This is a genomic window from Bowmanella dokdonensis (assembly GCF_017254865.1).
In the GTDB taxonomy this organism is placed as follows: Bacteria; Pseudomonadota; Gammaproteobacteria; order Enterobacterales; family Alteromonadaceae; genus Bowmanella; species Bowmanella dokdonensis.
The window spans coordinates 30,738-55,986 of record NZ_JAFKCV010000017.1 but is presented as its reverse complement, the minus strand read 5'-3'; the positions used below and the strand labels follow the sequence as shown (position 1 = coordinate 55,986).

The following is a 25,249-nucleotide window of genomic DNA, read 5'->3' as shown; positions in this document are numbered from 1 at the left end:
ATGCTCAATACCAATCAACCTTTGATCCCGCAGCGTGCCGACCCATTTATCCATAAGCACAGCGACGGTTATTACTACTTTACTGCGTCGGTACCGGCCTATGACGGCATTGAACTTCGCCGCAGCACAACCCTTGAGGGCCTGGCTGAGGCACAGTCCCTTATGGTGTGGAAGAAGCCGGACAGCGGTGCCTATTCGGAGCTGATTTGGGCCCCCGAGATCCATTTCAACCAGGGCGCCTGGTATGTGTATTTTGCCGCTGCCCCCAGTCGCGAAATCAAGGATGAGCTGTTCCAGCACCGTATGTATGCCATCAAGACCGAAGCGGCCAATCCCCTGCAAGGGGACTGGCAGTTCTGTGGCCAGATTGACACCGGCATGGATACCTTCTGTCTGGATGCCACCACCTTTACCCACAAGGGCGCGCTCTATTACCTGTGGGCGCAAAAAGGCCCGGGGATCCGCGGCAACTCCAATCTGTATATTGCCGAGATGGATACCCCGACCCGCATCAAGGGCCAGCCGGTGATGCTGACCAAGCCGGAACTGGACTGGGAAATCCGCGGTTTCTGGGTCAATGAGGGACCGGCGGTGATCAAGGGCCATGGCCGGGTGTTTATCAGCTATTCGGCCAGCGCCACCGACGAAAACTATTGTCTGGGTCTGTTATGGGCCGATGAAAACGCCGATTTGCTGGATCCTGCCAGTTGGACCAAGTCGGACCAACCCGTGTTCCAGACCCACAGTGAACTGAAGATGTTCGGCCCCGGCCACAACAGCTTTACCCAGGGTGAGAACGGCGAAGATATATTGGTCTATCACGCCCGCCAGTACACTCAAATTGAAGGGGATCCCCTGTGGAATCCGGATCGCCATACCTTTATCAAGACGATCGAGTGGGATAAGGACGGCATGCCGGACTTCGGTCGTCCCGGCCAGCCGTGAAGGTCAGCATCAGGCACAGCATGGCTGCCATGGCCTTGTACCTGGCAGCCGGTCCGGTTTCAGCGGTAGAGCTTTTTGATTTACACCAAGTCAGCCTCACCGAGAGCCCCTTTGCCCACGCCCAAAAGGTGAACGTGCAATACCTGTTGACGATGGAACCGGACAGGCTGCTGGCGCCCTATCTGCGTGAGGCAGGAATGCAGGCTAAGGCAGAGCCCTACGGCAACTGGGAGAGCACGGGCCTGGATGGGCATATCGGCGGCCATTATCTGTCGGCCCTGAGCCTGGCCTATGCCGCCACCGGGGACGCCAGGCTGAAATTACGCCTGGACTATATGATCGATGAGTTGCAAAAGGCTCAGCAGACCAACGGCAACGGCTATCTGGGGGGGATACCGGATGGCAACGAAGCCTGGCAGCAGATCCAAAAAGGTCAGATCAAAGCCGACCTGTTCAGTCTCAACGACCGCTGGGTGCCCTGGTATAACCTGCACAAGATCTTTGCCGGGCTGGTGGATGCCCATCGTCTGGGCCACAGCGTCAAGGCCAGGCAGATGCTGCTGGCACTGGGCAACTGGCTGAAAACCCTCACCACCAAGCTTTCCGATACACAGTTGCAAACCATGCTGATCGCAGAACATGGCGGCATGAATGAGACGCTGGTGGACCTGTACGAGATTAGCGGTGATGAGGCCTACCTGATCCTGGCCGAGCGGTTTTCACACCGCCTGGTGCTGGATCCCCTGCTTGAGAAGCTGGACAAGCTTAATGGCCTGCATGCCAATACCCAGATCCCCAAAGTCATCGGCTATCAGCGGGTGGCGCGGGCCAGCGGCAAAGAGGATTGGCAACAGGCGGCAGCGTTTTTCTGGCAGACTGTGACCCAGAAACGCTCCGTGTCCATAGGCGGCAACAGCGTGCGTGAACATTTCCATGATGAGGCGGATTTCACCCCCATGGTGGAGGATGTGGAAGGGCCGGAAACCTGCAACACCTACAATATGCTCAAACTCAGCAAGCTGCTGTTTGCCGAGTCGGAAGATCCCCGCTATCTGGATTACTACGAGCGGGCCACCTACAACCATATTCTTTCATCCCAGCATCCGGTGCATGGGGGCCTGGTGTATTTCACCCCCATGCGACCCGGTCACTACCGGATGTACTCGAATGTGCATGACTCCATGTGGTGCTGCGTGGGCTCTGGCATCGAGAACCACAGCAAATATGCCGAGCTGATTTACGCCCATGATGATGCAGAACTGCTGGTTAATCTGTTTATTCCGTCGCGCCTGAGCTGGCAGGACAAACAGTTGTCCCTGTCACTGAGTACGGGTTTTCCCGATAGTGAAGCCGTGCAGTTGCTGGTGCTTGAGGCCGGTGATCAGTCGCTTAGCTTGAGTATCCGAAAGCCAGGCTGGCTGGACGGACGACCTATGAGGGTGAAGGTAAACGGCAAGCAAGTCGAGGCAGAGGCAGGACGTGCCGGCTATCTGACCCTGACCCGGGTATGGCAGCAAGGCGATGAAATCAGCCTGTCCCTGGACGCCGAACCCTATCTGGAGCAACTGCCGGATGGCAGCGACTATTACTCGGTGCTCTACGGCCCGGTGGTACTGGCCAGCAAAGTGCAGCCTTTTGCCAACGAAAAACTGGATTTTGTCGCCGATGACAGCCGCATGGGCCATATAGCCGCCGGTCCCATGTGTCCGCCCGAGGCGCTGCCGATGATGGTGGGTGAGCCCTCGGCTTTTCTGGCCGGCTTAAAACGCATGGAGGACGAGCCTTTGGCCTTTGCCGCCACCCAGGGGATTGGCAGGCCGGGCCAGCAGTCTGATCTGGTCAGGCTGATACCGTTTTTCCGCCTGCACGACAGCCGCTATCAGCTTTACTGGCCTCAGATGAGCCCGGATTTGTATCCGGATTTCCTGAGCCAGGCCAAACAGCGGGCCCGGGCCCACTCTGAACTTGTCGCCAAGACCCTGGATCAGATCAATCCCGGCGAGCAGCAGCCCGAAGCCGAGCATGACTTTAAGGGCGAAGGCAGCAGGGCCGGGGTCAACAAAGGTGTGCATTGGCGCGATGCCAGTGACTGGTTCAGCTATCGCTTAAGTGATGAAAAACGTGAGGCAAAGTTATTGCGCCTGATGTATTTCGGCGGTGACGCCAATCGCCGGTTTGAGATCTGGTTAAACGGCCACAAGCTTGCCGATGTGACCCTCAAAGACAAAGGGGACCGCTTCTATGAGGTGGATTATCCACTGCCTGAAACCCTGGTCAGCCAGGGGCAGGGGGGGCATTCCCTGAAGTTTATCGCCAAACCCGGCTCCATTGCCGGTGGCATTTATGGGGTCAGGCTGCTTAAGGCTCAGTAAGCCACTGTTCCCAATTAAAAAAGCGCATTGCCAAGCAATGCGCTTTTTGGTCACTTGTCACTTGTTACCCGTCACTTGTCACTCATAAGCACCGTGCTTAAGCGGTTCAGGTCAGCCGGATCCACCTCCGGCCAGCCGTCCTGCCAATTAATAGGCAGGATACGCAGTTTCTGCAGGGCATTGTCGGCCGTCTCATAGGCGTGGAATACCAGGTAGTCCTTGCCATCGAAGGTGTAAGCCGAGTTATGACCCAGGGCCACCCAGTTCTGATTGCCCTCAAGTACCAGCGAACCGCCCCCGTCGAGCATGGACTTGCCGTCTTTGTCCAGATAAGGGCCGGTGACGGACTGGCTGCGGCCCACCATGATTTTGTAGTCGCTGTCCATACCACGGCAACATTTGTCGAACGACACAAACAGGTAGTAGTAGTCGCCTTTTTTAAAGATAAAGGGCGCCTCGATGGCCCCTTCACCGGCATCGGCATCCGGCGTCAGCGGATTGCCGGGACGCTTGGCGATGCTGTGCCATTCCTGCGGTTCGGCCAGGCGGGTCAGGCTGTCGTCCAGTTTGACCAGTTTCAGGCCTTCCCAGAATGAACCGAAGCTCATCCAGGCATTGCCTTTTTCATCCTCGATGATGGCCGGGTCGATGGCATTCCAGTGATCCCGGTTGGGCACCGACTGCAGCACAATGCCCTGATCCACCCAGCGGTAATCCGGTGATCCCGGATCCAGGGTCTCGTTGACCGTCACACCGATGCCTGAGGTGTTCTTGCCAAAGGCTGAGACCGAGTAGTACAGATAGAACTTGCCATCTTTGTGGTAAATATCCGGTGCCCACAGATGGCCGTTGAACCCCTCTGCAATGCGTCTGGCCCAGCTAGGCTCATGTTCAAATACCCGGCCGGTCAGGCGCCAGTGCTTAAGATCTTCGGATTCATAGTAGGTGATGCCGGGCCCCGTGCTGAACACATAATACCTGTCACCCTCTTTGGTCATCACAGGATCATGCACTTCCACCTGTTTGGCCGTGGCGCAGGCACCCAGCCCCCATGCCAGCAACATTGCACCGGCTAGTTTAGTACGCTGTTTCATCAGGCTTTTTCCTGTCTTGCTGATCGAATTGTCGATTGGGATTTTAGCATATATGTAATACAATATTAACAATATCTTGATGGCTTTCTCAAAACAGGAGTTCACCATGTTAAAGAAAAATATCCTGCGCGGCGTTCGCCGGGCGTGGCTGCCCTTGGCACTGTTTGCCGGTGGCGCCGTGCAGGCCGACCCATCCCTGAATATCGACAACCCCATCGTATTGCAGCGGGCCGACCCTTACCTGGTCAGGGACGAGGCAACGGGTTGTTATCAGTTTATCGGCACCTCGCCAAAATTCGATCAGATTGAGATCCGAAGTGCCTGTCGGCTCAACGACCTGAAACTGGCCGAGCCGACAGTGATCTGGCAAAAGAAAACCTCAGGGCCCATGAGCGCCAATATCTGGGCGCCGGAACTGCACCGCATCGACGGCAACTGGTATGTGTATTTTGCTGCGGGCGATGCAGCCAAACCCTTCAGTATCCGTATGTATGTGCTGTCTAACCCCTCGGAGGATCCGAGTCAAGGAACCTGGCAGGAAGAGGGACAGCTGAGCACTCATATCGATAGTTTTTCCTTGGATGCCACCACCTTTGAACATGGGGGTAAACGTTATCTGGTCTGGGCCCAGCAAAATGCCGAGCGCAGCTATAACTCGGCCCTGTGGATTGCCGAGATGGACAGTCCCACCTCGGTCAAGGCTCCCATTGTTAAAATCAGTGAGCCTACCCTGGACTGGGAGATACAGGGTTATAAGGTAAATGAAGGGGCAGCGGTACTGGTGCGTAACGGCAAGGTGTTTATGACCTATTCGGCCGGCGCCACCGATGATCGCTATGCCATGGGCCTGCTGTGGGCCGATGCAGATGCAGACTTGCTGGATGCCGACAGTTGGCACAAGTCCCCTGATCCTGTGTTTAGCACTAATGAACGCCTTGGCCGCTATGGGCCGGGCCACAACAGTTTTGTGCTGGCCGAGGACGGCAGCACGGATTTGATGATTTACCACAGCCGCGACTATCAGGAACTGCAAGGCACGCCGCTGACGGACCCCAACCGCCACGCCCGTGCCCGCGCCATTTACTGGGATGCCAACGGCTTCCCGGTGTTTATGCAAGAACAGGGGGATTAGGGGGAAGGACTATTGTTTGGCCCGCCACTGCAATTTTCAGTGCCCCTTCGTGCTCTTCAAGGCGGCTAGCTAACACTGCTTGATTACCACGAAGTACAAAGCGAGCAGGAAGTAAGAGGAGCAAATAAAAAGGGCATCCGACTGGATGCCCTTTTCGTATTGGGCTGCTTACCAGAAACGCATATAGATAAAGGCGGTAATGGCCAGGATCCCCACAGTATGGATATAGTCCCACTTGTCCAGGCCGGCGACGACTTCGCGCATAGTGTCCTTACCCAGGCTGCCAAAGGTCAAGCCCTGCAGTTTTTCTTTACTGGCCCTGGCGGTAAACAGACTGGTCAGGATCATGATGCCTATTACCACTACAAACAGCAGTATGCAGTAGTACAGCCAGTTCATTTCCACAATCCAGGCGACGGATGTGCCTTGCAGTGACTCCCTGAAAGGCAGTAATACCAGTCGCACCATCCCCAGTACAAAGCCTGAGACCAGGCCGACAAAACCGGCTGCCGGGGTGATGCGGCTGCTCAACAGACCGAGCAGAAACACCGCGGCAATGCCGGGGGCAATCAGCGACTGTACGCTTTGCAGATATTCATACAACACATCGGCAATCAGGCTCATGACCGGGATCCAGAGTATGCCCAGTATGACGATGACCACAGTGGCAATACGCCCTACCTTAAGCAGGTGCTTCTCGCTCGATTCGGGCTTGAATTTCTTGTAAAAATCGATGGTAAACAGAGTCGCGGAGGAGTTGAACAAAGAGGCCAGCGAGCTCATCAGCGCCGCCACCAGACCACCGATAACGATACCTTTGACACCGGATGGCAACAGTTCAGACACCAGGGTGGGGAAGGCCTGATCGGCGCTTTCATAGCTGATAATGCCTTTGGCGTTAAGGGCATAGGCGATCATGCCCGGCACCAGGAAGATAAATACCGGCAGCAGCTTCAGGTAGCCTGCGAAAATGGTCCCGCGACGGGCTTCCTTGATGCCTTTGGCGGACAATACCCGCTGCACGATGTACTGGTCGGTACACCAGTACCAGAAGCCGATAATAAAGGAGCCGAATACAATTCCCGGCCAGGGGAAATCCGCATCGGAGGCGGAGCGGATCAGGTGCATGTTGGCGTCATTCAGACGCTCCACTTCCGACCAGCCGCCCACCTTGTCCAGACCCACCACCAGGATGACCACCGAGCCGATAATCAGCACAGGGGTCTGCAACACCGAGGTCCACATGATGGCCTTCATGCCGCCCAGCACCGTATAGATGCCGGTGATAATGACCAGGCCCAGGGCCGAGATCCAGAAGAAATCGATGCCCCAGATAGAGTCGATGCCCAGGATGGTTTTAAAGGCAATGCCGCCTGCGTAGACGGTGACGGCCACCTTGGTCAGTACATAGCTGACCAGGGAGATCACTGATAAAAAAGTCCGCGAGGCCGGGTTGTATCGCCGCTCCAGAAATTCCGGCATGGTGTAGACCTTGCTGCTCCAGTAAAAGGGCACGAAAATCCAGCCCAGCAGCAGGATGATCCAGGATTGCAGCTCCCAGTGCGCCAGGGCCATGCCTGACTGGGCGCCAGCACCGGACAGACCTACCAAATGCTCAGAGCCAATATTGGAGGCAAAGATGGACGCGCCGATCACCAGCCAGCCGGCGTTGCGGCCGGCCAGGAAATAGTCGGCGGTGTCTTCTTCCTTGCGCCGGATGGACATGATCACCACCCCCAGTAATAAGACGAAGAAACCGGCCAGCACCAGCCAATCCAGAGTACTTAGTTCAACCATTTATGCAGTTCCGTTCGGGTCGCACTGAGTCAGCCGGTCCCGGTGATGGGCCACGCTCGGTGCGATTGTTAATACTCGGTTAAGGCATATTATAATACAATTAATCTGATGAGAAGGGGCATGTTAACGGCGGGTTAAATTTTCTCTGGCAAAAACGAACGATCGGCCTGAAAGAGGCGGCTGGTGAAGGCTTTCGGCCGTATAAGTAATTGAGCTGTTTTAATAAAGGTGTATGGTAGTATTATAACATACGTGTCTTTAAAGGAAGGGTTATGGCGCGGATTGAGAATCTTAATCTGTCACAACGGGTGACCAACGAACTGGGTCGCGCGATCATTGCTGGTGAATACAGTGCCGAGGCGGGATTACCTACTGAGGCCCAGCTCTGCGAGGAGTATGGTATCAGCCGCACGGCTGTGCGCGAAGCGGTAAAGATGCTGGCGGCCAAGGGTCTGATTTCCTCCCGGCCAAGGCAGGGGATCCGTGTGGAGCCTGCCGCCAACTGGAACCTGTATGACACCAGCGTGCTCAAGTGGATGCTCGACAGCGGTCCCTCTTTACTGGTTCTAAAAGAGTTTCTGCAGATGCGTCTTGCCATTGAGCCCCAGGCCGCGGCCCTGGCTGCCGAGTTTGGCACGGATGAGGATATCCGTAAGATTGGTGAAGCAGTGGAAGGCATGAAACGGGCGGCAGCCGACCCTGACATCAGCATGCATGAGGCGGACCTGGCCTTTCATACCAGTATTCTGTTTGCCAGCCGTAACCGTTTTTTCTTCCAACTGCGTGACTTTATCAGTACTGCGCTCAGTGTCAGTATTCAGCACACCACGCCGGCCAAGGGCAATGATATGGTGGTGGCGGAAGATCACGGCAAGATCTACACGGCCATCCTGAATCGCCAGCCAGAGCGGGCTAAAAACATGATGACCTACCTTATTGATGAGGCCATGACCTTTATCGAAGCAGAGATTAAGCGCGCCGGTTGAGGCAAGTGTCCGTTCACTGCAGCGCAGTGGCAGCGGCGGACCACGAGTGAAGTTTTTGAGTTGAATATGTCGAATCAGTCCAGTGGGGAAACCCGTTATTCCAGCCTGCTTGGCAAAAGCATTTTTATTACCGGTGGCGGTACCGGCATCGGTGCGGCCATGGTGGAACGTTTTTGTCTGCAGGGGGCCAGGGTCACGTTTGTCGATATTGCCGATGCGCCCAGCCGCAGCCTGTGCAAGAGACTGGCAGAGCAGCGTCAGGTTCATCCCCTGTATATTCCCTGTGATATCCGCGATATCGATGCCCTTAAAGGTGCCATCGAGCAAGCCAGATGTGCCCATGGGGATATTGGCGTGTTGATCAATAACGCCGCCGACGATACCCGCCATGAAATGGACGAACTGACCGTGGAGTACTGGGACGACCGCCTGGCCATCAACCTGAGGCCCTGTTTTTTCTCTGCCCAGGCCGTAGTGCCGCAGATGCAGCGGCTTGGCGGCGGCAGCATTATCAACCTGGGCTCCATCAGTTGGCGCCTGAAGCAAACCTGCATGCCGGCTTACACTACGGCCAAGGCGGGCATTGAAGGACTGACCCGGACCCTGGCCGGTCAGCACGGTAAGGACCATATCCGCGTTAATACCCTAATTCCCGGCTGGGTGATGACCGAGCGCCAGGTGTCCCGCTGGATCAACCCGGACATCGCCCAGGAAATCCAGAGCAATCAGTGCATCAAGGAAACCCTGCAACCCGATGATATCGTTAATGCCGCCTTGTTTCTGGCCTCCGACGACAGCCGCATGCTGACCGCCCAAACCCTGATAGTGGATGGCGGTTGGGTCTGAGCTCGTTCTGTATCTGATAACAATTCCTTAACATCAGGCATTGTTTGTGTTTAAAATAGTATTATAATATTTTATATTTCAGAGTGGTGAGCCAGTGCGCAAACCTCATTTCTGATTCGGTTCGAAACAATGGGTAGTGAATTTGGCAGACTGGCTGTGGATTTATCTGGTACTGATTACCGGTGCTTGCTTGCAAAGCGTGATTGGTTTTGGCCTTGGCCTGCTTTGCGCGCCTATTCTGTTTCTGATCTCTCCGGCGCTGGTACCGGCGCCCATGATCCTCAATGCCCTGCTACTGACCCTGCTGATCTCGATACGCAACCGTGACGCCATCCATCTGAAGCAGACCTCCTTTTCCATTCTGGGGGGCACCGCCGGTGTGCTGACGGCCGGGGTGGTGATGTTGTTTCTGGAGCCCCATCAGTACCGGTTGTTGTTCGGCATCTCCATTATTCTGGCCGTGTTGCTGTCTGTGGTGGGGATCAAACCCACCATCAGCATTATTTCCAACCTCGTTGCCAGCATGCTGTCAGGTTTTATGGGCACTACCACCTCGGCCGGCGGGGCGCCCATGGGCTTGCTGTACCAGACGGCCGAACACCGGCAAATCAAGGCCAACCTCAGCGTATTCTTCCTGTATATCAACAGTCTGGGCATCATTGTGCTGTGGCTGACCGGGGCGGCGGACTTTGCGGATCTGACACTGTTTCTACAATGTGTGCCGGCCATCCTTATCGGCTGGCTGCTGTCTGCCCTGGTCAACAACAGAATCAACAGCGATGCGGTACGGGTGCTGATTCTGCTGGTGGCCTTGTTTTCCGGCATTGCCTCTATTCTAATGTAAGCCAGTGTGTCCTGTTGCCGTTACCATGTCTGATTCTGCTACTGAGATAATCCGTTGCTGGGACATACCCGCTTTGCTGGGGGAGGGGGCCTATTGGTCCGATGACGAAAATTGTCTGTACTGGGTGGATATTAAAGGCCAGCTTTTACACCGTTTGGATCCCGTCACTGGTGGTCATCAGTTCTGGCCTCAGCCCGAGCCCATCTGTTGGGTGACCCAAACAGCAACAGGGAAAATGTTGGCAGGTTTTGCCGGCGGCCTCTATTGGCTGGAGCCTGAAAAAGGTATCCGGCAACCGCTGTTAAGCCTGACCCACGAGCCCGCCCATAACCGCTTGAATGATGCCAAGACAGACAGGCATGGCCGACTCTGGTTTGGCAGCATGGACAATCAGGAAGCTCAGCCAACCGGGAGCCTCTACCGGCTGCGGCAGGCCCAGGCACTATTAATGGACAGTGGTTATGTGGTCAGTAACGGGCCGGCCTTTTCACCGGATGGACGCTATTTGTATCACGCCTCATCGACAGAGCGACGGGTTTACCGTTTTACCCTGACTGAGGATTGTGAACTATCCGGCAAGCAGGTTTTTACTCAGTTTAACGAAGAGATGGGCTATCCCGACGGCATGACAGTGGATGTGGAAGGCGGGTTGTGGGTGGCCCAGTGGGGCGGCGGCGGCATCTGCCGCTTCCACCCCGATGGCAGACTGGACAGGCGCATTCCCTTGCCGGCCCCCCAGGTCACCAGCCTGGCTTTTGGGGGAGAAAACCTGGACAGACTGTTTGTCACCACCGCCCATATCGGCATGAACGAGCAGCAGAAGGTGCAACACCCCAACGCCGGTTGTTTGTTTGAGCTTCAGGTAGGAGTCAAAGGGCTGGCGGCTTCACATCTGGAGGAATAAGCCAACCTCTTGACATTGTTGGCTCTAAGATATTGATCTTCATGAGCAAGCTATTACTTATGGGAGTTGATAGCGAAAACTCACCACAGGTACGGTGGGGTTGAGTCTGAACAGCACCATCATCTTATGGATCTTAATGATGCAGCCCCGCATATGCTGACTGCGGGCCAATGGGGCCATGGGACAAAGCACAGTGATATCTTGCCTGTTTGTCAGGGCGCTGAGGTCCTGGGCGTTCACCGCTTCGAGGATCTCATCAAGCAGGGCCCACACTTCATCTTTATCCACCGGCAGTTTTTCCAGAGCAGAAAAAAACGCCTGATTGGCCTGAATATCCTCATCGAATTGTTCGAGTTTGTACGCCATGTCCCTGTGCATGTTTTTTGTTACAAGCACAGCATACAAAATCTTATTGAATTCGCCAACTTACTGAGCAGTCGAGCATTTCTTTGCAATGCGATGCGAATAACCCAGGCTGTCCCTGAGCACAAAATAGAGCGTAAAAGAGGTGGGGCGCCAGTATCGCAGGAAACGTTGTAAGCGTGGACTTTGAACATAAATAATCACATCCACATCCCCTTCAGCCCCTGCTGCCAGGGTCAGATTCTGCTGAACACCACTGCCAATTCTCGGTGTTACGGAATACGTGACATTGTTATGGGAAAACACGCCTGAAAAGCTGGATTGGAAATCGATATCATCGGTGACAATGGCCTGAGATTGATGCTGGCTCAGGTTTTTCAGCCTGAGCGTCAGCGAGAAGGATATACAGGTAGCGCCCTCCTTGTCTTGTGCGCTGGGATTGTATTTCCAGCTATGACTCTGGGTCGGGGTGACGGCTAGTTTTTTCCTGCTAAATAAAGACAGCAGGCCTTTGTCTGACAGGACACCGTTGACTATCGCCATCTCAAAAATGGAAGCCACCAGTAGACCGAAAAACACCGGCAGAAACCAACTGTTGTCCGCCACCACTGTCTCAAGCAGGGCTGAAAGCTTTCTTACCACTACCAGAAGTTCACCAGTCACCAAAGCCGACAGTGCTTCCAGTAATCCCAGCCAGATGCTGATCTTGACGGTAACCACTGTGGCCAGCAGCCGGCGGCATAACAGTGACGGATTAGAAAAGAAGAAATAAAGGTAGGCAATCAGAAATGCCCCGCCCATCACGCGCCAGAGCGTGCCGTCAAAGGTGATCACCCACAGGCTCAAAGCGACCAGTCCTGCGTTGATTACGCAGCTTATGGTCCAGGCCAGGGAGGTGCCAAGCACTTGTTTATTAATCATGGGCGTGCCGCACTGCTTCGGTAATGGCAGCGGCGACTTCTGTTTGCTCAGTAGCGAATTCTGTTCGTTCTATTAGCGATTCAGAGGGGCTGACAACCGTTTCAACAACGGCAACGGCCTTTGTCTGCTCCACTGCGTATGACGTCCTCTTCGACAATCCTCCGGTTTGCCCGCTCAGACTCTGTAACGAGGTGGCAATGGAAGCTATATTGGGGGACGTAGAGATAATCTCAGCCAGCTTCTTAATCGCTACTGCCATCAACGCGCTTTCTACATCATGCATCGCTCTTTTATGAAAAGCCCTGTTCAGTGATTCCAGCGCATCATCAAGCTCAGGCTCGTAGCGGGAAGGATCCTCATCTGCAGGATGGTAGTCGGCCAGCAACTGTTCAAGACTGGTTTCTGAGGATTCTGAACCCGGCAGGTTTTCCGGGTTTTGCATTGCCGCCTCGGCAAGCTGCTTTTCCATTTTCACTGCCAGATGGACGTCTTCCACCGGCACCAGCGCCGCCACATTCCTGCCATGCTTGCCCAGCAACAAACGCTCTCCATTGACATCAACACGCCTTAAGGTCTCCTTGAGATTATTACGAAACTCCCGGATCCCTATCTGTTCAAAGGTTTTGTCATGGCTCATACAATCACCCATACAAATGTGTACACAAAATACACTATAGTGTTCAGGATAGGTCAATGCAAGATTTGTGTACACAATTGGCGATGAGGCGCGGTGGTTAAAATCAGCACCGGTTCAAAGACTTCCCTCAGATAGCAGACGGATCAGCCCAGACATCCAGACTCAAACCCGCTGGTAGAGCCGGTGCTTTTGTATGGCTCACCACCGTCTTGTTTTTGATCCAGCTTGGGGCGATATCAGGCTGCCAACCGAAGCTCTTTACGGATAGCTACACACAGGGCTTTTTCTATCACCTGGCTGGCCTGCCAGTAGCGGCGATCCTTCCCATAAAATACCCGCTCCAGCACATTCCCTTGTAGATCAGTGACAAAACAGGCCAGGCGTTGTTCCTTATAAGGCACGTAAAACCTGTGCAGCAACAAGGGGGTGCCGGGGGAATGCAGGTTGATTTGCTGCAAAATACAATATGGCAACTGCATTCTGAGTGCGCTTGGGTCTTTGCCAGTCATTCGTGTACAGGTTTGAAACGGGTTCTCAGTATCGGCTCCGGCAATTCCCCAGCGAGTAATCACAGCGTCCAACGTTTTAAGTCCGGTGTGCATAGCGATCTCCTGATGCTGTATTTATAAACAGTATAGATTATGTTTTTATGCTGTTCAAATATACAGTTGTTGTGCCGGTGCGCACCGTGGCTTCTTGATCTGGGGCGGTGCAAAAAAAGCAGAAAACATCCTGGGGTAGAGCGGGAAGGATTACAGAATAAGTCCTATATTTCGCCCTCCTGGCCATCACCAGCATGGTTGCCTGGAGCAATCATCAACAGCTTCAGTTGGTCCGCAGGACGAACTACATGGATGTAGTGAGTAAAAGGCGATGTTCAAATTCGTTCCGGACGAATTTGTCGAACGGAGGGTTCGAACCAAATCCTCCCGTCACCGGGTAAAAAACAAAAACCCCATCTTTTGGACGGGGTTTTTGCTTTTTATATGGCGGTGAGGGAGGGATTCGAACCCTCGATACGCGTCGTCATCGACAAACCATAATTAAAACAACGACTTAATGTTAGCCTTAAGTTGGGCTTTGTACCACCTGTTTTGTACCTCTTAATCTGGCGGACCTAGCCAGGGAGGCCGTGAAGACTAGCCTCAAGCATTGTCTCCGTAGCTTCCAGGGGCTAACAGACGAGAGCTTAGGAATAGTTGAAGTAAAGGCTGTCACAGCGCCTCCCACAATTTGAACGATGCGGCGCGAATTACCCTCGGATTAAGCGCTGGGAAGGACCCGTGGCTAATCCCTGATTTTTCGTAATCGACTGACCGTTTCGTAAAGCAACTCTCTTCGTTCATGCATGTCGTCGGCGTAGTGAAGTGCTCGGTGACAATTGGGGCATAAGGCTACTGCATTGTCGATTGTGTCAGGGCCATTATCGGCGAGCCTTATTACATGGTGAACCTCAAGGAAGGAGGAACCTAGTGGGGCTGGCGATATTGATCGCTTCTGCTGTTGAGCACTGATCACCTCTACTGCTTGTAGCTGATCACTGTGCTGCATGTTGCTATATGATATTGCCTATCTGGTCAGATTCTGAACGGGTCTTGTTTAACTGCTTAGTCAGCCACTTAAGGCCTAGCGGAGAATCCTTCAACTCATACGTTTCTACTGCTTTGGCCTCCAGCATTTCCTCTATAATAAGGCGTGTATTACCCTTATATTTCCAGTACAGGAATTCCCGAGTTTGTTTGCCTGGAAGGATTAGCTCCAGATCTTCGGCAAGCAATACATTCGACTGGATCGCGGAAACGATTGTGTTGAGGGTGGCAGTATCAGTGTCCCATAAATCTGGATGGTAAAAGTGCTCTCTGTTCTTTTCTATGATGAACGCTCTGAAGTAGGCCCAGATTAGGTTTAGAACACGATTCATTACGGAATATGTCAGCGTCCAGAGCAAGAGATTACACATGGCATTTTCTAGCTTCTGATACGTCCAGGTTATCGGTGGATGTTGTCCATCTCGCATCAAGGCAATCAGACAGGCTAAGGCTTCCAAATCACCTTCTCTTAATATGGCGTCTATAGATGACGCTCTGAGATTCCTTCGGCTGAGTTGATTCAGTTCACCAATATCCGACTTAAAAACATGCTTTTGTAGACTTGGCCGCAGACTTCTATAAAAGCTGTGCCAGTAGGTATCTGACTGTTTGCCTGCTCTAATGGCTGTCCACAGCCGGGAGTCGGAAAACTGATAAAAGTAAGGGTTTGAGTAGCGGGACTTGATTCTGGCGACGGTTTCCTGGCTGGGTGTTGATTTGCCCTTAACGTATCGGTCCCATTTGCCACTTCGTTGCAGGGTGCCAGAGCGGTGTGTTTTTATCTTCTCAGGCTCAAAATGTCTTTCAAGCTGACAGCCTTTGAATTCTATATGTGCTGCATAGCAAACTTCCCACATAAAGACCTTTGTCCAGACTATCTCTACCGGGTTACGTTTCGGCCTGTCTCGCCCTTTGACGGGTTTTACATCATGCGATGTAGAATTTTCTCTCGTCACACATAGTTATTCTAAGTCACCTAAATACACAAATTTTAGCGCAATTTATAAGGATCGAAACTCTGGTAATTATCCTTCTACACATTCTGTGTATCTGTTCTATGGTTGAATGACTGACCATGACTAAAGGTTATTGCCTGAGGGTTATATGACTGATATGGAACAACTGAGTCCAGAGACAGCCCTGGAGAGAAAGCTAGAGAGTGAGCTGATTGAGAAATACGGGCACTTGATAGGTGGGAAGGATCTTCAACGAGCTTTGGGTTATCGCTCGGGCGATGCATTCAGGCAGGCTGTTAGCCGAGATAAAGTACCTGTTCCGATATTTCCCATTGAGAATCGACGAGGCCGGTTTGCTTTGGCGTGCGATATTGCCAAGTGGCTGGTCAAACAGCGCTTTCAATAAGCACGTACGATTAATGATTCAACCGTGGAGGATAAGCCTATCGACTTGCAAATTTAGTAAATAATAAAACTAAGGCACAGAAAGTGAAAAAGCCAGCATTTTGCGGATGCTGACTTTTTCGGGAACTGTCGAATTTGTTGGCTCGACACTTTCATTAAAGCTTTCCCATGCCTGACTGTCAAGTTTCGGTAGTGTACCGAGGCTCAGGCATGGCGGGCCTTGATTTCATTAACCTTGAAATTGAGGAGGCTCATTATGAGCAAGCAAACATTGCGGCAGCTACTCCGGTTGCTGATGAGTACAAATTATTCCAACCGCCGTATTGGGCAACTTGTCGGTACATCACCTAATACTGTGCGCACGTATCGGAGTAAGTTGCGGGAGGTGACATTAACACCCGAGGAAATGGAGCAACTGACTGATAACCAGTTGGTGTGTCAGCTCAGCCAACCCGGACCGACAGTTAGCACAAAACGCCAACCGGACTGGCCGCATATCCACCATCTGATGCAGGCCAGGCACCAAACGCTGATCCAGTTGTGGGAAGAGTACCGGAGTATTCGCCCCCAGGATGCCTACTGCTACTCGCAGTTCACCCATTACTACCGTGAATATGTTAAATCCATCGATGTCTCAATGCGCCAATACTATGCTCCTGGCGAAGTCTGCTTTGTGGATTTTGCCGGGAAACGCATACCCTGGACTGAGACACAAACCGGTGAAGAGCATTTTGCGGAGATTTTTGTCGGCGTGCTGGGCCATTCACAGTTGGTGTTTGCCATGGCGCTGCGCTCGCAGAAACTGGAAGACTGGCTGGGGGCCCATCAGAAGATGCTCGCCTACTATGGCGGTGTGCCGCAACTGGTGGTGCCGGATAACCTCAAGTCTGCGGTTACCACACCTAGCAAATTCCCGGAAGTTAATCACAGCTATCAGGAGCTGGCTGAGCATTATGGCTTTGTGATTGATCCCGCCCGGGTCAGACGGCCACAGGATAAATCCCTAGCTGAGATTGGTGTGCTACTGGTGACCCGTTGGATCACCGTGGTGCTGCGCCGTCGGCAGTTTTTCAGTATCGCCGAGATTAACCAGGCAATGCAGGAACTACTGGAGCAGTTAAATCAGCGCCGGTTCAAGCGCTATGCAGGCAATCGCCGTGAGCGGTTTGAAGATGCTGAAAAAGAGGCACTTTCCTCCTTGCCTGTCAAGGTCTTTGATATTGGTTGCTGGCTCCATCAGCAGAAAGTAAACCGGGATTACCATGTGTATGTGCTTGGCCATGCGTACTCGGTGCCTTATGAGCTGACCAACCAGCATGTTGATATCAAAGTCTGTCAGAGCAAGGTGGAAATCTACTTCCAGCACAAACTGGTGGTAGTGCATCTGCGCAGCTTTGTGCAGGGCGGGGCAACCACCGAAAACCGTCACCGGCCTAAAAGCCATCAGGCCTATGCAGAGCAGTCCAGGGCCCACTTTAAACAGTGGGCCAAAAGCATTGGTGAAAGTGCTTTGGCGCTGGTGTCCGCACAATTTGCCGACAAGCCGGAATACTCCCTTCAGGGTTGCAGAGCCAGTGCACAATTACAAAAACTGGCCCGGCAATATGGTCACTCGCGTTTTGAGAAGGCCTGTCAGTGCGCCTGTGAAATCCAGTCTCTGACTGTCAGCAGCGTGCGCTCTATCCTGCAATGCCGTTTGGATGAGCCTGGGCAGGATGATGGCCCCGTGCAGTCGCAGCTGCCCCTTCACCACAATGTGCGGGGTGCGGAATATTATGTGAATGGAGGGCAGTAACATGAGTAATGAAAAAAGTGTTTTTGAGAACCTCCAGACACTACGGCTAATGGGGATGTGTGATGCCCTGCAAAAAGTCCTGGTCACACCGGATATGGCTGCCATGCCCATCCTTGATGTGCTGGCCTTCTTAACCTGTGAGGAAATCCAGCACAAATCCCAGAAAAAGCGCGAACGCCTGTTCAAAGCGGCCAAACTCAAGCAAGGCCAGGCTTGTGTTGAGAATATCGACCACCTGGCGAAACGAGGTATCGATAAAGGGTATCTGGCCTCTTTGGTTAACTGCGAATGGGTGATACGCAATCAGTTTTTGATTATCACGGGGCCAACCGGTGTTGGCAAAAGCTGGATTGCCTGTGCGCTGGCAAACCAGGCGATCAAACTGAACCTGCCGGTGTTGTACAAGCGCTACGGCCTGCTGATGGAAGAGCTGGATATTGCCCGCAAGGACGGCTCTTTGCCAAAGCTGCGCAGTCAACTCTCCAAGTTCAAACTGCTGATCCTGGATGACTGGGCCATGGCTCCATTGAGTGAGCGCAACCGGCAGGATTTACTGGAGCTGATAGAAGATCGTACCGAGTCAGGATCGCTTATCATCACCACACAGCTTCCCATCAGTAAGTGGCATGAGTATATCGGGGAACCGACCCTGGCTGATGCCATTATGGATCGCATTATTCATCGGTCTCACCGCCTGGAACTGCACGGCGAATCCATGCGCAAGCTTTATAAAACGGTCAAGGAGGGCAAGGTATGAGCAGCGAATTACATATAGAAGAGTTTGAGCAGATGCTGATGTCCGTTGATATAGACGAGTTGTATCTGAAGCAGCTTTTCGACATTTACCATCAGCGTTTGCTTGCTAATGCCGCGGCCTGCAAAAAGCTCGCACGACGGGGGATCAGCATGGATACCATAACATCTCAGCAAATCGGTATTTGTGATCGCAAGCTCAACCGCTACGTGCAAACCTCTGAAAAGCCGGATGGCGCTGGTTTCAGAGGTGCGCTCCGACGGTTGGGCTTAACCAAGGCCAACGGCCATGAAATCTTCCGGGGTTGCATTGTTGAACCGGTATTTGATGAGGGCAAGCTGATAGCGGCCTGTGGGGTGAAGCTTCGCTGCCCCAGCCGTCCTGCACCTCGCATTATTCAGTGGTACCGGGATTGTGTTTATACGCATCCGATCAGGTTCAGCATTATGGTATGGGGGCAGCGTTATGTTACTCACTAAACCCAAGTCCCTGACACTGACGGGTTGTATTGATTACTACCTGGAAGTCTGCCGGGCAAAAGGACAGAGTGAAAACACCGTGGTCAGTAAAGGCGCGGCTTTATCGCTGTTCCAAAAGTGGGGGGAAGTGCATGGTATTGTCAGTGCCAATCTGGTTGATGTGGATGTGCTGGACAGCTATCAGCAGCACCTCAATCAATACCGAAAAGCCCTTGATGGCGAGCCCCTGTGCCGGGCGACCATCCGGTACCGGCTGACGGCAGTGAAAGTGCTGATCAGAACCTTGTTTATCAAAGGCGTGGTTTCGGTAAATGCAGTCGAGCACTTCGAACTGCCTAAAAATGGCAGGCGCTTGCCCAAACCAATCCTGAGCAAGCAGGAGGTGATTAAAGTACTTCAGCAGGCAGAGCATTATGGTCTGAAGGGGATAAGAGACAGAGCCATCATGGCCACCTACTATGCGTCCGGGATCAGGCGCTTTGAGCTGGGCACCCTGACCCTGGACGATGTGGATTTTGAGCAGCATCATCTTCGGGTGAACCAGGGCAAGGGGTTTAAAGACCGCTATGTGCCGATAGCCAGGAATGCTTGTCTGTGGATTTACCGTTACCTGAAAGAAGTCAGGCCCAAGTTTGCCAATTCGTACTCAGGCAAAGCCCTGTTCCTGGCGAATAGTGGCAAGCCGTTCCGGGCGGCGCAGCTATCCGAGCTTGTGGCGAAATACATCAAACTGTCAGATATCCGCAAAACCGGTGCCTGCAACCAGTACCGCCACGCTGCTGCTACACATATGGTTGATAACGGGGCTGATATCCGCCATGTGCAGGAATTCCTGGGACATGCCGACTTGTCCACCACGCAAGTCTATGTGCATGTGAGCATGACGAAGCTTCGGGAAGTCTATAACCGGACGCATCCTGCCGCCCATGAACAGAATTGACAATCCCGTCAAAAAGGCCGAAACTATAGGCATGGTGCAGCAGACATGCGAAAGCATGACACCACGTAACCCGAAAGGGTCGAGGCAATGTCCGGTAATGACGTTCTGAATCCAAGTATGACTTGGCGAAGGCTCCCTTGTTGGAGCCTTTGTTATTTCTGGCCTCAAATAATCATTACAATAAATGAGCTCGAAGCGTCTTTTCAATCTTGCCGATAGTGAATACCAGTATTGGAAGCCCTTTGACTACCAGGGTACACCAATTCACTTTGATCACCTGGAAGCCAGAAAGCATACCTATAGTCGTCCTGAGAGGAACGAACAGTACACACTGTACATCACCATTTCACACCATGTTTTTACTGTAGATCCCAGTAAATCGAAAGACCCTGGCGGCCCACAGATTTATCCCCATAAACCGGAAGATCCAAGAGCATTTTGTCCGACCAGGTACGCTTTGTCTTTTCATCTGCCCTATATATTAGAGACATTACCTGCCCAGTTTTGCTATCACGGTGGGTACAGCCGCTATTGTACCTGTAAGCTGGAAGACGATGATGGAAATGAAATTTTCTATCAGGTTGTTTTCAGAGTCTGGAAGGCAAGGGGAAAAATGCGCTTTCACGTTGAAAGTGCCTATCCTCTGCCTGCACGACCAACTAAAACAAAAAAGGTGAATTTCTGGGTTATTTGTCATAACCTACATGCCAACAAAAAGTTACCACAGAAGCCACCATCCAGGTGAAATAGGGATTTGCTTCACGAAGGACTGTTTCTTTCTAATCACCTCCCTTTGCTTGTTCTCTAACAACTAGGACCCCTAGTGCTGCCCGATTAATCCATATGAACGGCCGGGTGTACGATTACAAGGTCGGACGGTTCCTGTCTGTGGACCCCATTATCCACGGCAGTGGCAATAGTCAGGGCATTAATCCGTACTCCTATATCCTTAACAATCCGCTGAGTGGCACCGACCCTACGGGGTATGCGCCATGCGCAGCATCACGACTTGAGAGCATATGTGACAAGTTGCCTCCCAGTAATGGCGGTAATGGATCGAACCAAGCCGCATCAAATACAGCCAAGATGCTTAATAGTAAGCATGGAGGCAGTGAGTCCAACGGAGCCAGCGCATCCCAGCCTTTGACAGGCGGTGATGTCAAAGAAATGATGGATATGCTTGGCGAGTATCAAAAGGCTAAGCAGGGGGGAAATTATCCACAGATAACTGGAACCATCGAGCCCTTGGATGGCAATCCTTATATGGGGTTAGTCAAATCATTAGGCAATCTCATAACAATGGGAATTTGGTATGGGGATATGAGTTCTGAGCACTGGTTAAACGCCGACCCTGAGGACAACGCTGATATAGAGGCATTTAAGGATAGAGTTGGTTTAGGATATTATGCAACGGGACTGACACCGGGAAGAGCTAGTGGACAGGCAGCTCAAGCAATTAGAAGTGCTGTTGCAAGTAGAACTCCAAATGAAGCTGGGGTAATTCGCGAGTTCGTTACTGAGGCAGAGCAGATTTTCTTCAGGGTATTTTCTGGTGACAAAACTGTTGGAGGATTCCTGACAGCAGTAAAACCTAAAAGTAGCGGCTATGCACAAGAAGCATTGGCTTTACCTCGATCAAATACAGCCGAATTTATTCAGCAGGTTGTAGTGCCAGCAGGCACTACATTAAGGCGTTCTAGAGCAGCTCCGATAAGAGCTAATGAAATGTTCCCCAACCGAAGAGGAGGGGCTGAACAGTTTGAGCTTTTAGATCGCATCCCTACAAAGAATTTTGGCCCTGGGAGTCCCTTAAGATGAGTCAAATCAGTTATTCAGGAACTATTTTAAAAGTTAATGGTAACCCAGTTATGCTACCACATGAGATCCTCGAAGCGTTTGATGTACAGGGAGTAATAATAGTATTTCTTGATCCGGATGCTGAGTTAGGTAGTGGAGGACAATATCGGAATCTAATTGGTTATAGCTCTAATGGTACAAAGCTGTGGGAGGCTGAGTTACCCACGACAAAAAAATCAGATGTTTATTGGAAAATCGCTAAAAGAGTCCCTTTAACAGTATATTCATTTTCTTCATATGAATGTGAACTTGATATATCGACGGGGAAAATATTGAGAAAAGATTTCTATAAGTGAAAGATACACATGGTCAAATTTCGCGCTGTGCAAAATTAATAAAAATTATCTTAATCAAGATGTTAAAGGAATAAAAATGCAAAAAATACTAACTGGATTGATGCTATTAATAGCCAGTGCCTTCGCCCAAGCCAACGTCAAATGCCCGGATGCCAAGGTGCAAATGTTGTATCCAACCGAAGAAAAAACCTTTATCCAGTTGGAAGGCCAGAACTGGCAGGTGCTGGGCTTTGTCGGTGACGAAGACCTGCCCACCAAAATGGCCATCGCCCAGCGCGCCAAACAGCAAAGCCAGCCAGTAGAACTCACCTTCAAAAATGGCCACGACAAAGAATGCCTGTCCCGCGACGACACCAGCGCGGTCATCAAAATCAAAGCCCGTAAGGAGAAGAAAAATAAAGACTGATACCGGCCTCTTATAAGAAACGCCCATTTTGGGCGTTTTTTTGTGCCTGACCGGGCAATCCTTACCAGCACGGTGGTCAGTCCTTACCAGTAGAAGTGATCACCCATGACCAGCAGGCCGGGCAGTAGGGGCCAGCGCCGCTAGGAACCATCACTCTTTACGAATGGAGCAGGGCTACCGCAAGATTCACATGTGCCATCCGCCTCGTTAAGTATCCAGGCGATTACCTGTGGATCTCTGTTGTATGTTGTCGAAATATTTTCACTTTGGCCCGGAACCCTACTGCCAGAGGGAGGGGGGAGCCCTTTTCGGCGAAAGTCGTCAACAGTCGAGTAAAAGCTAGCTGCGTCGGAGTGGCTTGTTCCCTCCACTTCAGCAAGTAAAGCCTCAATTTCCTTGGTCTTATTGGCTCCCACATTCCTAGCTGGTCTGAGTCCTTTTATCCACTGACGGCCTTGTTGTGCGAATACATGGGAAATGACCTGCATTTGATCCTGGAGTGACTTCTCGGCTCGGCCAAACTGTTCTGCTAATCTTCGGTACAGCCCTTCCTTTAAGAAGGTTTCACCGGCTAACTGCTTGTCCCGCATCTCAACGTAGGCTCCAACTAGGGCCCTAAGCTCTTCCTGAGACCAAGTCTTTGATTCCATTTCCTGAACAGAGGCACTCAGCCCTTCCCTAACAAGAATACAGTCTCCAGTCTCCTCGTCGTACTTTTCGACGCGCCAAGGGTTCGGGTCAAGCATTCTGGCGCTTGCTTTTTGTTTGGCGTCGCTTTCGTTTTTGCCATCCATAATCATGACTCTGACGGTCCATCCACCCATCGACGCCACACGCAATGCGGAATCCATGTTGGCAGCTCGTCGGCGTCTGTTTGAGGCTTTGTCAGTTGAGGCTAAGCCCCTTAGATTCTGACGCTGGACCAAGACCCCGTCCTCAACCGAAGTCTCGTCGAACCACAAGTTGAGAAGTAAGATTTTTCTCTTGTGGTCTCGGAAACACCACTCATAGCAGTACTTCGGATTGCTTGCAGGCACCGCACATTCAGTGCCATCCTCGTTGATAGCCCAATTACTAGTATCGATCCCAACCTCAGTAACGAGGTCTATTATCCGAGGGGACTCTTTAGGCCTAATCGACTCCAAATCCATTCTAATGTTCTCCTAAAAACTATGGCCGTGAGAAGGTTAACCCTTTGACAAAAGGCGGATTTTATCCACGCACAAGCTGTAATATATCTTCAACCGATGTATATGTGCCATAGTCGCTCCATCCCACGACTTTGTGAATGGAGGCTTGCATAGCCAGCCGATCGGCCAGCTCGTTGCCCTCAGTGCCGTTGTGTGCCGCAACGTGGGTCACTTGAATACGACCTATGAGTGGAGCAGCTAAGGCCACACACTCTCGGATTAAGTCGGCGTTTTTGACGGGTTCTTGCTTCGAGGTCTGCCAATCGTTTCGGGACCACTTCTCGGCCCAGACAAACACGGCCTTAAGGGAGTAATCAGAGTCGCTCAGGATCTCGACAGGGCTGCCTTTTTCGATGTACCGGGGGGCAATCTTTAAGGCTTCCCGGAGGGCTATTAACTCGGCGCTGTTATTCGTCCCCTGTGGCTCGTGGAGGCCGTATCTAAGCATGGTTAATTGTCCGCCTTCGTAGACCACAAGACCTGACCCAGAGCTTCCTGGGTTGGGGTCGCAAGCCCCGTCGGTATAGATCTGAACCGGGAACCTATACGGAGAGATGACGGTCAGGTCTCCTTGGCCTTTAGGCTTAGAAGCGAGCTTCGGCTTCACGAGAGCCGGGGCTAATCCACCAGCAAAGGCCTCGGCTTCTTCTCGAGTCTTAAATTTTTTGTATTCTGCCTTGGGGAAACCGCTGGTGGCCTGTTGGCATTCCGACCACGTCTCGAATACCCCCGTTTTGTGTCCCTTCCGGACTGCGTAGTAGCTCGGCATTAAAACTCCTCGTCTTCGTCGATCAATATGAACTCTTCCGGCTCGTCCACGAAGAGGTCCTTAAACTCTTCGTCTGGCTGATCCGCAAGCTCAGCTCTGGCAATTGCGAGTTGCCTTTGCAGGACAGCAACGCGTGTCTGTGGCGACATCCTCTCAAGAGGTTTTGTCAGTGAACGAGAGGCATCTTGCAGTTCCTCTGCGCGTCTTGCGGCCTCCTCGGTCTTCTCTTTACGCCAAGCCTCAACGTCTCCCTTACGGAGAACCTGCTCCCATTTGGAGACCGAACGCTTCGAAGGGAAGCCCTTGGAGTCGTAATGGATGGCCTCAAACTCGCCCAACACGTCCCTCATGCCTTCAACAAGAGTGACCCGGAGCTGATCGAATGTTAGGCCCTCGAGCCTTAATTCTTTACGAGTGAAGTCGGCGAGACGTTTATATTCGGACAATGTTGAAGCTACCGCGATGTCTTCGAATTGTGGACGCCATGGCGAGCCGTCGTCGAACTCACCGAGCAACAAGAGTCGGAATACATGGGCTAACTTTTCTCCCCGAGTTAACGGCATGGAGTTCCCATAGTTAAGCTCAAGGGCTTTCCGCATGAGTTGGGCCGTTGAGTTAACATCGATCTCTGTAATGCTGACTCGCACCTCGAGGCCACCAGCTTCTTTAATTGCTTCGTACCTTTGATAGCCGTCGACCAGTACGCGAGTCTTGTCGGTGAGCTTTGCCCGGTAAGTTTCCGGGAGATCTTTTGGTGGCTTACAAACAACTAAAGCCGGAATGTTTCCTCTAAGGGAAGGTCCTTGAGCTGTAGGCTTAACGTCCCGTTTCGCCTCGCTGGCCATGCTCTTTTGGTGTTCGACTAGAAGCCCCTTCAAGGCTTCACCTTTAGCTTTCGAGCCTGCGAATGAGGTGTCCCTAGGGTTCAGCTCTTTTAGCGTTAGGATGCTAGACAGGTGGATTTTTGTAAGT

General features: G+C 52.2%; 27 protein-coding genes and 1 pseudogene. 17 read left to right on the top strand and 11 right to left on the bottom strand.

The genetic code is table 11. The features are described from left to right. Positions 1 to 945: a glycoside hydrolase family 43 protein gene (locus J0A66_RS19320; RefSeq protein WP_206575499.1), complete on the top strand. Its 945-nt coding sequence runs from the start codon at positions 1 to 3 to the stop codon at positions 943 to 945. Further along, a complete protein-coding gene (locus J0A66_RS19315) occupies positions 942 to 3,317 on the top strand; it encodes a beta-L-arabinofuranosidase domain-containing protein (protein WP_338143923.1) in 2,376 nt (791 codons plus the stop codon). The genes J0A66_RS19320 and J0A66_RS19315 overlap by 4 nt, the downstream gene beginning before the upstream one ends. 71 nt (positions 3,318 to 3,388) lie before the next feature. Here J0A66_RS19315 and J0A66_RS19310 read toward each other — a convergent pair whose 3' ends face one another. Next, on the bottom strand, positions 3,389 to 4,411 hold the full coding sequence (locus tag J0A66_RS19310) for an arabinan endo-1,5-alpha-L-arabinosidase (protein WP_206575498.1): 1,023 nt from the start codon (positions 4,409 to 4,411) through the stop codon (positions 3,389 to 3,391). 106 nt (positions 4,412 to 4,517) lie between these two features. Between J0A66_RS19310 and J0A66_RS19305 the strand changes: the two genes are divergently transcribed. Then, positions 4,518 to 5,543 carry a glycoside hydrolase family 43 protein gene (locus J0A66_RS19305; protein ID WP_206575497.1) on the top strand — a complete coding sequence of 342 codons (1,026 nt, stop codon included), beginning with the start codon at positions 4,518 to 4,520 and terminating at the stop codon, positions 5,541 to 5,543. Positions 5,544 to 5,711: 168 nt separating this feature from the next. Here the strand turns inward: J0A66_RS19305 and J0A66_RS19300 are convergent, their stop codons facing one another. Then, the gene (locus J0A66_RS19300; RefSeq protein ID WP_206575496.1) at positions 5,712 to 7,340 is read right to left on the bottom strand and encodes a sodium:solute symporter; all 1,629 of its coding nucleotides are present in this window, start codon (positions 7,338 to 7,340) and stop codon (positions 5,712 to 5,714) included. Between the two features lie 272 nt (positions 7,341 to 7,612). Here J0A66_RS19300 and J0A66_RS19295 point away from each other — a divergent pair, with 272 nt between their 5' ends. From J0A66_RS19295 to J0A66_RS19280, 4 genes are all read left to right on the top strand, one after another. Continuing rightward, a complete protein-coding gene (locus J0A66_RS19295; protein ID WP_206575495.1) occupies positions 7,613 to 8,326 on the top strand; it encodes a FadR/GntR family transcriptional regulator in 714 nt (237 codons plus the stop codon). Positions 8,327 to 8,392: 66 nt separating this feature from the next. After that, positions 8,393 to 9,172, top strand: coding sequence for an SDR family NAD(P)-dependent oxidoreductase (locus J0A66_RS19290; protein WP_206575494.1), 780 nt, complete (start codon positions 8,393 to 8,395; stop codon positions 9,170 to 9,172). Positions 9,173 to 9,308: 136 nt separating this feature from the next. After that, positions 9,309 to 10,016: a sulfite exporter TauE/SafE family protein gene (locus J0A66_RS19285; protein ID WP_338143922.1), complete on the top strand. Its 708-nt coding sequence runs from the start codon at positions 9,309 to 9,311 to the stop codon at positions 10,014 to 10,016. Positions 10,017 to 10,041: 25 nt separating this feature from the next. Next, positions 10,042 to 10,920 (top strand): SMP-30/gluconolactonase/LRE family protein, encoded by an 879-nt coding sequence (locus tag J0A66_RS19280; protein WP_206575492.1) that lies wholly within the window; start codon positions 10,042 to 10,044, stop codon positions 10,918 to 10,920. A 57-nt stretch (positions 10,921 to 10,977) separates the two neighbouring features. Here the strand turns inward: J0A66_RS19280 and J0A66_RS19275 are convergent, their stop codons facing one another. The 6 genes from J0A66_RS19275 to J0A66_RS19250 all read right to left on the bottom strand — a co-directional run bounded on the left by J0A66_RS19275 (position 10,978) and on the right by J0A66_RS19250 (position 15,386). Further along, entirely contained in the window at positions 10,978 to 11,286 is a 309-nt protein-coding gene (locus tag J0A66_RS19275; protein WP_206575491.1) for a hypothetical protein, read from the bottom strand. A gap of 60 nt (positions 11,287 to 11,346) precedes the next feature. Continuing rightward, positions 11,347 to 12,204 carry a hypothetical protein gene (locus tag J0A66_RS19270; protein WP_206575490.1) on the bottom strand — a complete coding sequence of 286 codons (858 nt, stop codon included), beginning with the start codon at positions 12,202 to 12,204 and terminating at the stop codon, positions 11,347 to 11,349. Beyond that, positions 12,197 to 12,841 (bottom strand): type II toxin-antitoxin system Phd/YefM family antitoxin, encoded by a 645-nt coding sequence (locus J0A66_RS19265; protein WP_206575489.1) that lies wholly within the window; start codon positions 12,839 to 12,841, stop codon positions 12,197 to 12,199. The genes J0A66_RS19270 and J0A66_RS19265 overlap by 8 nt, the downstream gene beginning before the upstream one ends. Before the next feature lie 236 nt (positions 12,842 to 13,077). Continuing rightward, complete coding sequence (locus J0A66_RS19260) at positions 13,078 to 13,320, bottom strand: hypothetical protein (protein WP_206575488.1); 243 nt, start codon at positions 13,318 to 13,320, stop codon at positions 13,078 to 13,080. An 808-nt stretch (positions 13,321 to 14,128) separates the two neighbouring features. Further along, entirely contained in the window at positions 14,129 to 14,392 is a 264-nt protein-coding gene (locus J0A66_RS19255) for an HNH endonuclease signature motif containing protein (protein ID WP_206575487.1), read from the bottom strand. Between the two features lie 4 nt (positions 14,393 to 14,396). Continuing rightward, positions 14,397 to 15,386: a hypothetical protein gene (locus tag J0A66_RS19250; protein WP_206575486.1), complete on the bottom strand. Its 990-nt coding sequence runs from the start codon at positions 15,384 to 15,386 to the stop codon at positions 14,397 to 14,399. A 148-nt stretch (positions 15,387 to 15,534) separates the two neighbouring features. Between J0A66_RS19250 and J0A66_RS19245 the strand changes: the two genes are divergently transcribed. The 10 genes and pseudogenes from J0A66_RS19245 to J0A66_RS19210 all read left to right on the top strand — a co-directional run bounded on the left by J0A66_RS19245 (position 15,535) and on the right by J0A66_RS19210 (position 22,318). Beyond that, positions 15,535 to 15,792 (top strand): hypothetical protein, encoded by a 258-nt coding sequence (locus tag J0A66_RS19245; RefSeq protein WP_206575485.1) that lies wholly within the window; start codon positions 15,535 to 15,537, stop codon positions 15,790 to 15,792. 255 nt (positions 15,793 to 16,047) lie between these two features. Beyond that, positions 16,048 to 17,586, top strand: a complete 1,539-nt coding sequence (istA, locus tag J0A66_RS19240; protein ID WP_206575484.1) for an IS21 family transposase — start codon at positions 16,048 to 16,050, stop codon at positions 17,584 to 17,586. A gap of 1 nt (position 17,587) precedes the next feature. Next, the gene (istB, locus tag J0A66_RS19235) at positions 17,588 to 18,343 is read left to right on the top strand and encodes an IS21-like element helper ATPase IstB (protein ID WP_206575483.1); all 756 of its coding nucleotides are present in this window, start codon (positions 17,588 to 17,590) and stop codon (positions 18,341 to 18,343) included. Continuing rightward, entirely contained in the window at positions 18,340 to 18,819 is a 480-nt protein-coding gene (locus J0A66_RS19230) for a hypothetical protein (protein WP_206575482.1), read from the top strand. The genes istB and J0A66_RS19230 overlap by 4 nt, the downstream gene beginning before the upstream one ends. Continuing rightward, positions 18,806 to 19,759: a tyrosine-type recombinase/integrase gene (locus J0A66_RS19225; RefSeq protein WP_206575481.1), complete on the top strand. Its 954-nt coding sequence runs from the start codon at positions 18,806 to 18,808 to the stop codon at positions 19,757 to 19,759. Before J0A66_RS19230 ends, J0A66_RS19225 begins: the two co-directional genes overlap by 14 nt. A gap of 184 nt (positions 19,760 to 19,943) precedes the next feature. Further along, positions 19,944 to 20,504, top strand: a complete 561-nt coding sequence (locus tag J0A66_RS23990) for a YjaZ family protein (RefSeq protein ID WP_500676667.1) — start codon at positions 19,944 to 19,946, stop codon at positions 20,502 to 20,504. A 98-nt stretch (positions 20,505 to 20,602) separates the two neighbouring features. Continuing rightward, positions 20,603 to 20,683, top strand: a pseudogene (locus J0A66_RS23965) (RHS repeat-associated core domain-containing protein); the annotation flags it as partial. Positions 20,684 to 20,845: 162 nt separating this feature from the next. Continuing rightward, positions 20,846 to 21,577: a hypothetical protein gene (locus J0A66_RS19220; protein ID WP_241264318.1), complete on the top strand. Its 732-nt coding sequence runs from the start codon at positions 20,846 to 20,848 to the stop codon at positions 21,575 to 21,577. Continuing rightward, a complete protein-coding gene (locus tag J0A66_RS19215) occupies positions 21,574 to 21,912 on the top strand; it encodes a DUF7957 family protein (RefSeq protein ID WP_206575479.1) in 339 nt (112 codons plus the stop codon). Before J0A66_RS19220 ends, J0A66_RS19215 begins: the two co-directional genes overlap by 4 nt. A 76-nt stretch (positions 21,913 to 21,988) precedes the next feature. After that, entirely contained in the window at positions 21,989 to 22,318 is a 330-nt protein-coding gene (locus tag J0A66_RS19210; protein WP_206575478.1) for a hypothetical protein, read from the top strand. Positions 22,319 to 22,458: 140 nt separating this feature from the next. Here the strand turns inward: J0A66_RS19210 and J0A66_RS19205 are convergent, their stop codons facing one another. The 3 genes from J0A66_RS19205 to J0A66_RS19195 form a co-directional block, all read right to left on the bottom strand. Continuing rightward, positions 22,459 to 23,469: a hypothetical protein gene (locus J0A66_RS19205; protein ID WP_206575477.1), complete on the bottom strand. Its 1,011-nt coding sequence runs from the start codon at positions 23,467 to 23,469 to the stop codon at positions 22,459 to 22,461. A 61-nt stretch (positions 23,470 to 23,530) separates the two neighbouring features. Then, on the bottom strand, positions 23,531 to 24,277 hold the full coding sequence (locus J0A66_RS19200; RefSeq protein WP_206575476.1) for a ribonuclease H1 domain-containing protein: 747 nt from the start codon (positions 24,275 to 24,277) through the stop codon (positions 23,531 to 23,533). After that, entirely contained in the window at positions 24,277 to 25,155 is an 879-nt protein-coding gene (locus J0A66_RS19195) for a hypothetical protein (protein WP_206575475.1), read from the bottom strand. Before J0A66_RS19195 ends, J0A66_RS19200 begins: the two co-directional genes overlap by 1 nt. Between the last annotated feature and the right edge of the window lie 94 nt (positions 25,156 to 25,249).

Bases quoted from the DNA above. Each gene is read 5' to 3' on its own strand.
- J0A66_RS19280 (WP_206575492.1), top strand. From the start codon at position 10,042: ATGTCTGATTCTGCTACTGAGATAATCCGTTGCTGGGACATACCCGCT.
- J0A66_RS19320 (WP_206575499.1), top strand. From the start codon at position 1: ATGCTCAATACCAATCAACCTTTGATCCCGCAGCGTGCCGACCCATTT.
- J0A66_RS19215 (WP_206575479.1), top strand. From the start codon at position 21,574: ATGAGTCAAATCAGTTATTCAGGAACTATTTTAAAAGTTAATGGTAAC.
- J0A66_RS19210 (WP_206575478.1), top strand. From the start codon at position 21,989: ATGCAAAAAATACTAACTGGATTGATGCTATTAATAGCCAGTGCCTTC.
- J0A66_RS19260 (WP_206575488.1), bottom strand. From the start codon at position 13,320: ATGCAGTTGCCATATTGTATTTTGCAGCAAATCAACCTGCATTCCCCC.
- J0A66_RS19245 (WP_206575485.1), top strand. From the start codon at position 15,535: ATGACTGATATGGAACAACTGAGTCCAGAGACAGCCCTGGAGAGAAAG.
- J0A66_RS19205 (WP_206575477.1), bottom strand. From the start codon at position 23,469: ATGGATTTGGAGTCGATTAGGCCTAAAGAGTCCCCTCGGATAATAGAC.
- istA (WP_206575484.1), top strand. From the start codon at position 16,048: ATGAGCAAGCAAACATTGCGGCAGCTACTCCGGTTGCTGATGAGTACA.
- istB (WP_206575483.1), top strand. From the start codon at position 17,588: ATGAGTAATGAAAAAAGTGTTTTTGAGAACCTCCAGACACTACGGCTA.
- J0A66_RS19275 (WP_206575491.1), bottom strand. From the start codon at position 11,286: ATGGCGTACAAACTCGAACAATTCGATGAGGATATTCAGGCCAATCAG.
- J0A66_RS19265 (WP_206575489.1), bottom strand. From the start codon at position 12,841: ATGAGCCATGACAAAACCTTTGAACAGATAGGGATCCGGGAGTTTCGT.
- J0A66_RS19225 (WP_206575481.1), top strand. From the start codon at position 18,806: ATGTTACTCACTAAACCCAAGTCCCTGACACTGACGGGTTGTATTGAT.
- J0A66_RS19300 (WP_206575496.1), bottom strand. From the start codon at position 7,340: ATGGTTGAACTAAGTACTCTGGATTGGCTGGTGCTGGCCGGTTTCTTC.
- J0A66_RS19220 (WP_241264318.1), top strand. From the start codon at position 20,846: ATGCTTAATAGTAAGCATGGAGGCAGTGAGTCCAACGGAGCCAGCGCA.
- J0A66_RS19200 (WP_206575476.1), bottom strand. From the start codon at position 24,277: ATGCCGAGCTACTACGCAGTCCGGAAGGGACACAAAACGGGGGTATTC.
- J0A66_RS19290 (WP_206575494.1), top strand. From the start codon at position 8,393: ATGTCGAATCAGTCCAGTGGGGAAACCCGTTATTCCAGCCTGCTTGGC.
- J0A66_RS19255 (WP_206575487.1), bottom strand. From the start codon at position 14,392: ATGCAGCACAGTGATCAGCTACAAGCAGTAGAGGTGATCAGTGCTCAA.
- J0A66_RS19295 (WP_206575495.1), top strand. From the start codon at position 7,613: ATGGCGCGGATTGAGAATCTTAATCTGTCACAACGGGTGACCAACGAA.
- J0A66_RS19230 (WP_206575482.1), top strand. From the start codon at position 18,340: ATGAGCAGCGAATTACATATAGAAGAGTTTGAGCAGATGCTGATGTCC.
- J0A66_RS19305 (WP_206575497.1), top strand. From the start codon at position 4,518: ATGTTAAAGAAAAATATCCTGCGCGGCGTTCGCCGGGCGTGGCTGCCC.
- J0A66_RS23990 (WP_500676667.1), top strand. From the start codon at position 19,944: ATGAGCTCGAAGCGTCTTTTCAATCTTGCCGATAGTGAATACCAGTAT.
- J0A66_RS19270 (WP_206575490.1), bottom strand. From the start codon at position 12,204: ATGATTAATAAACAAGTGCTTGGCACCTCCCTGGCCTGGACCATAAGC.
- J0A66_RS19310 (WP_206575498.1), bottom strand. From the start codon at position 4,411: ATGAAACAGCGTACTAAACTAGCCGGTGCAATGTTGCTGGCATGGGGG.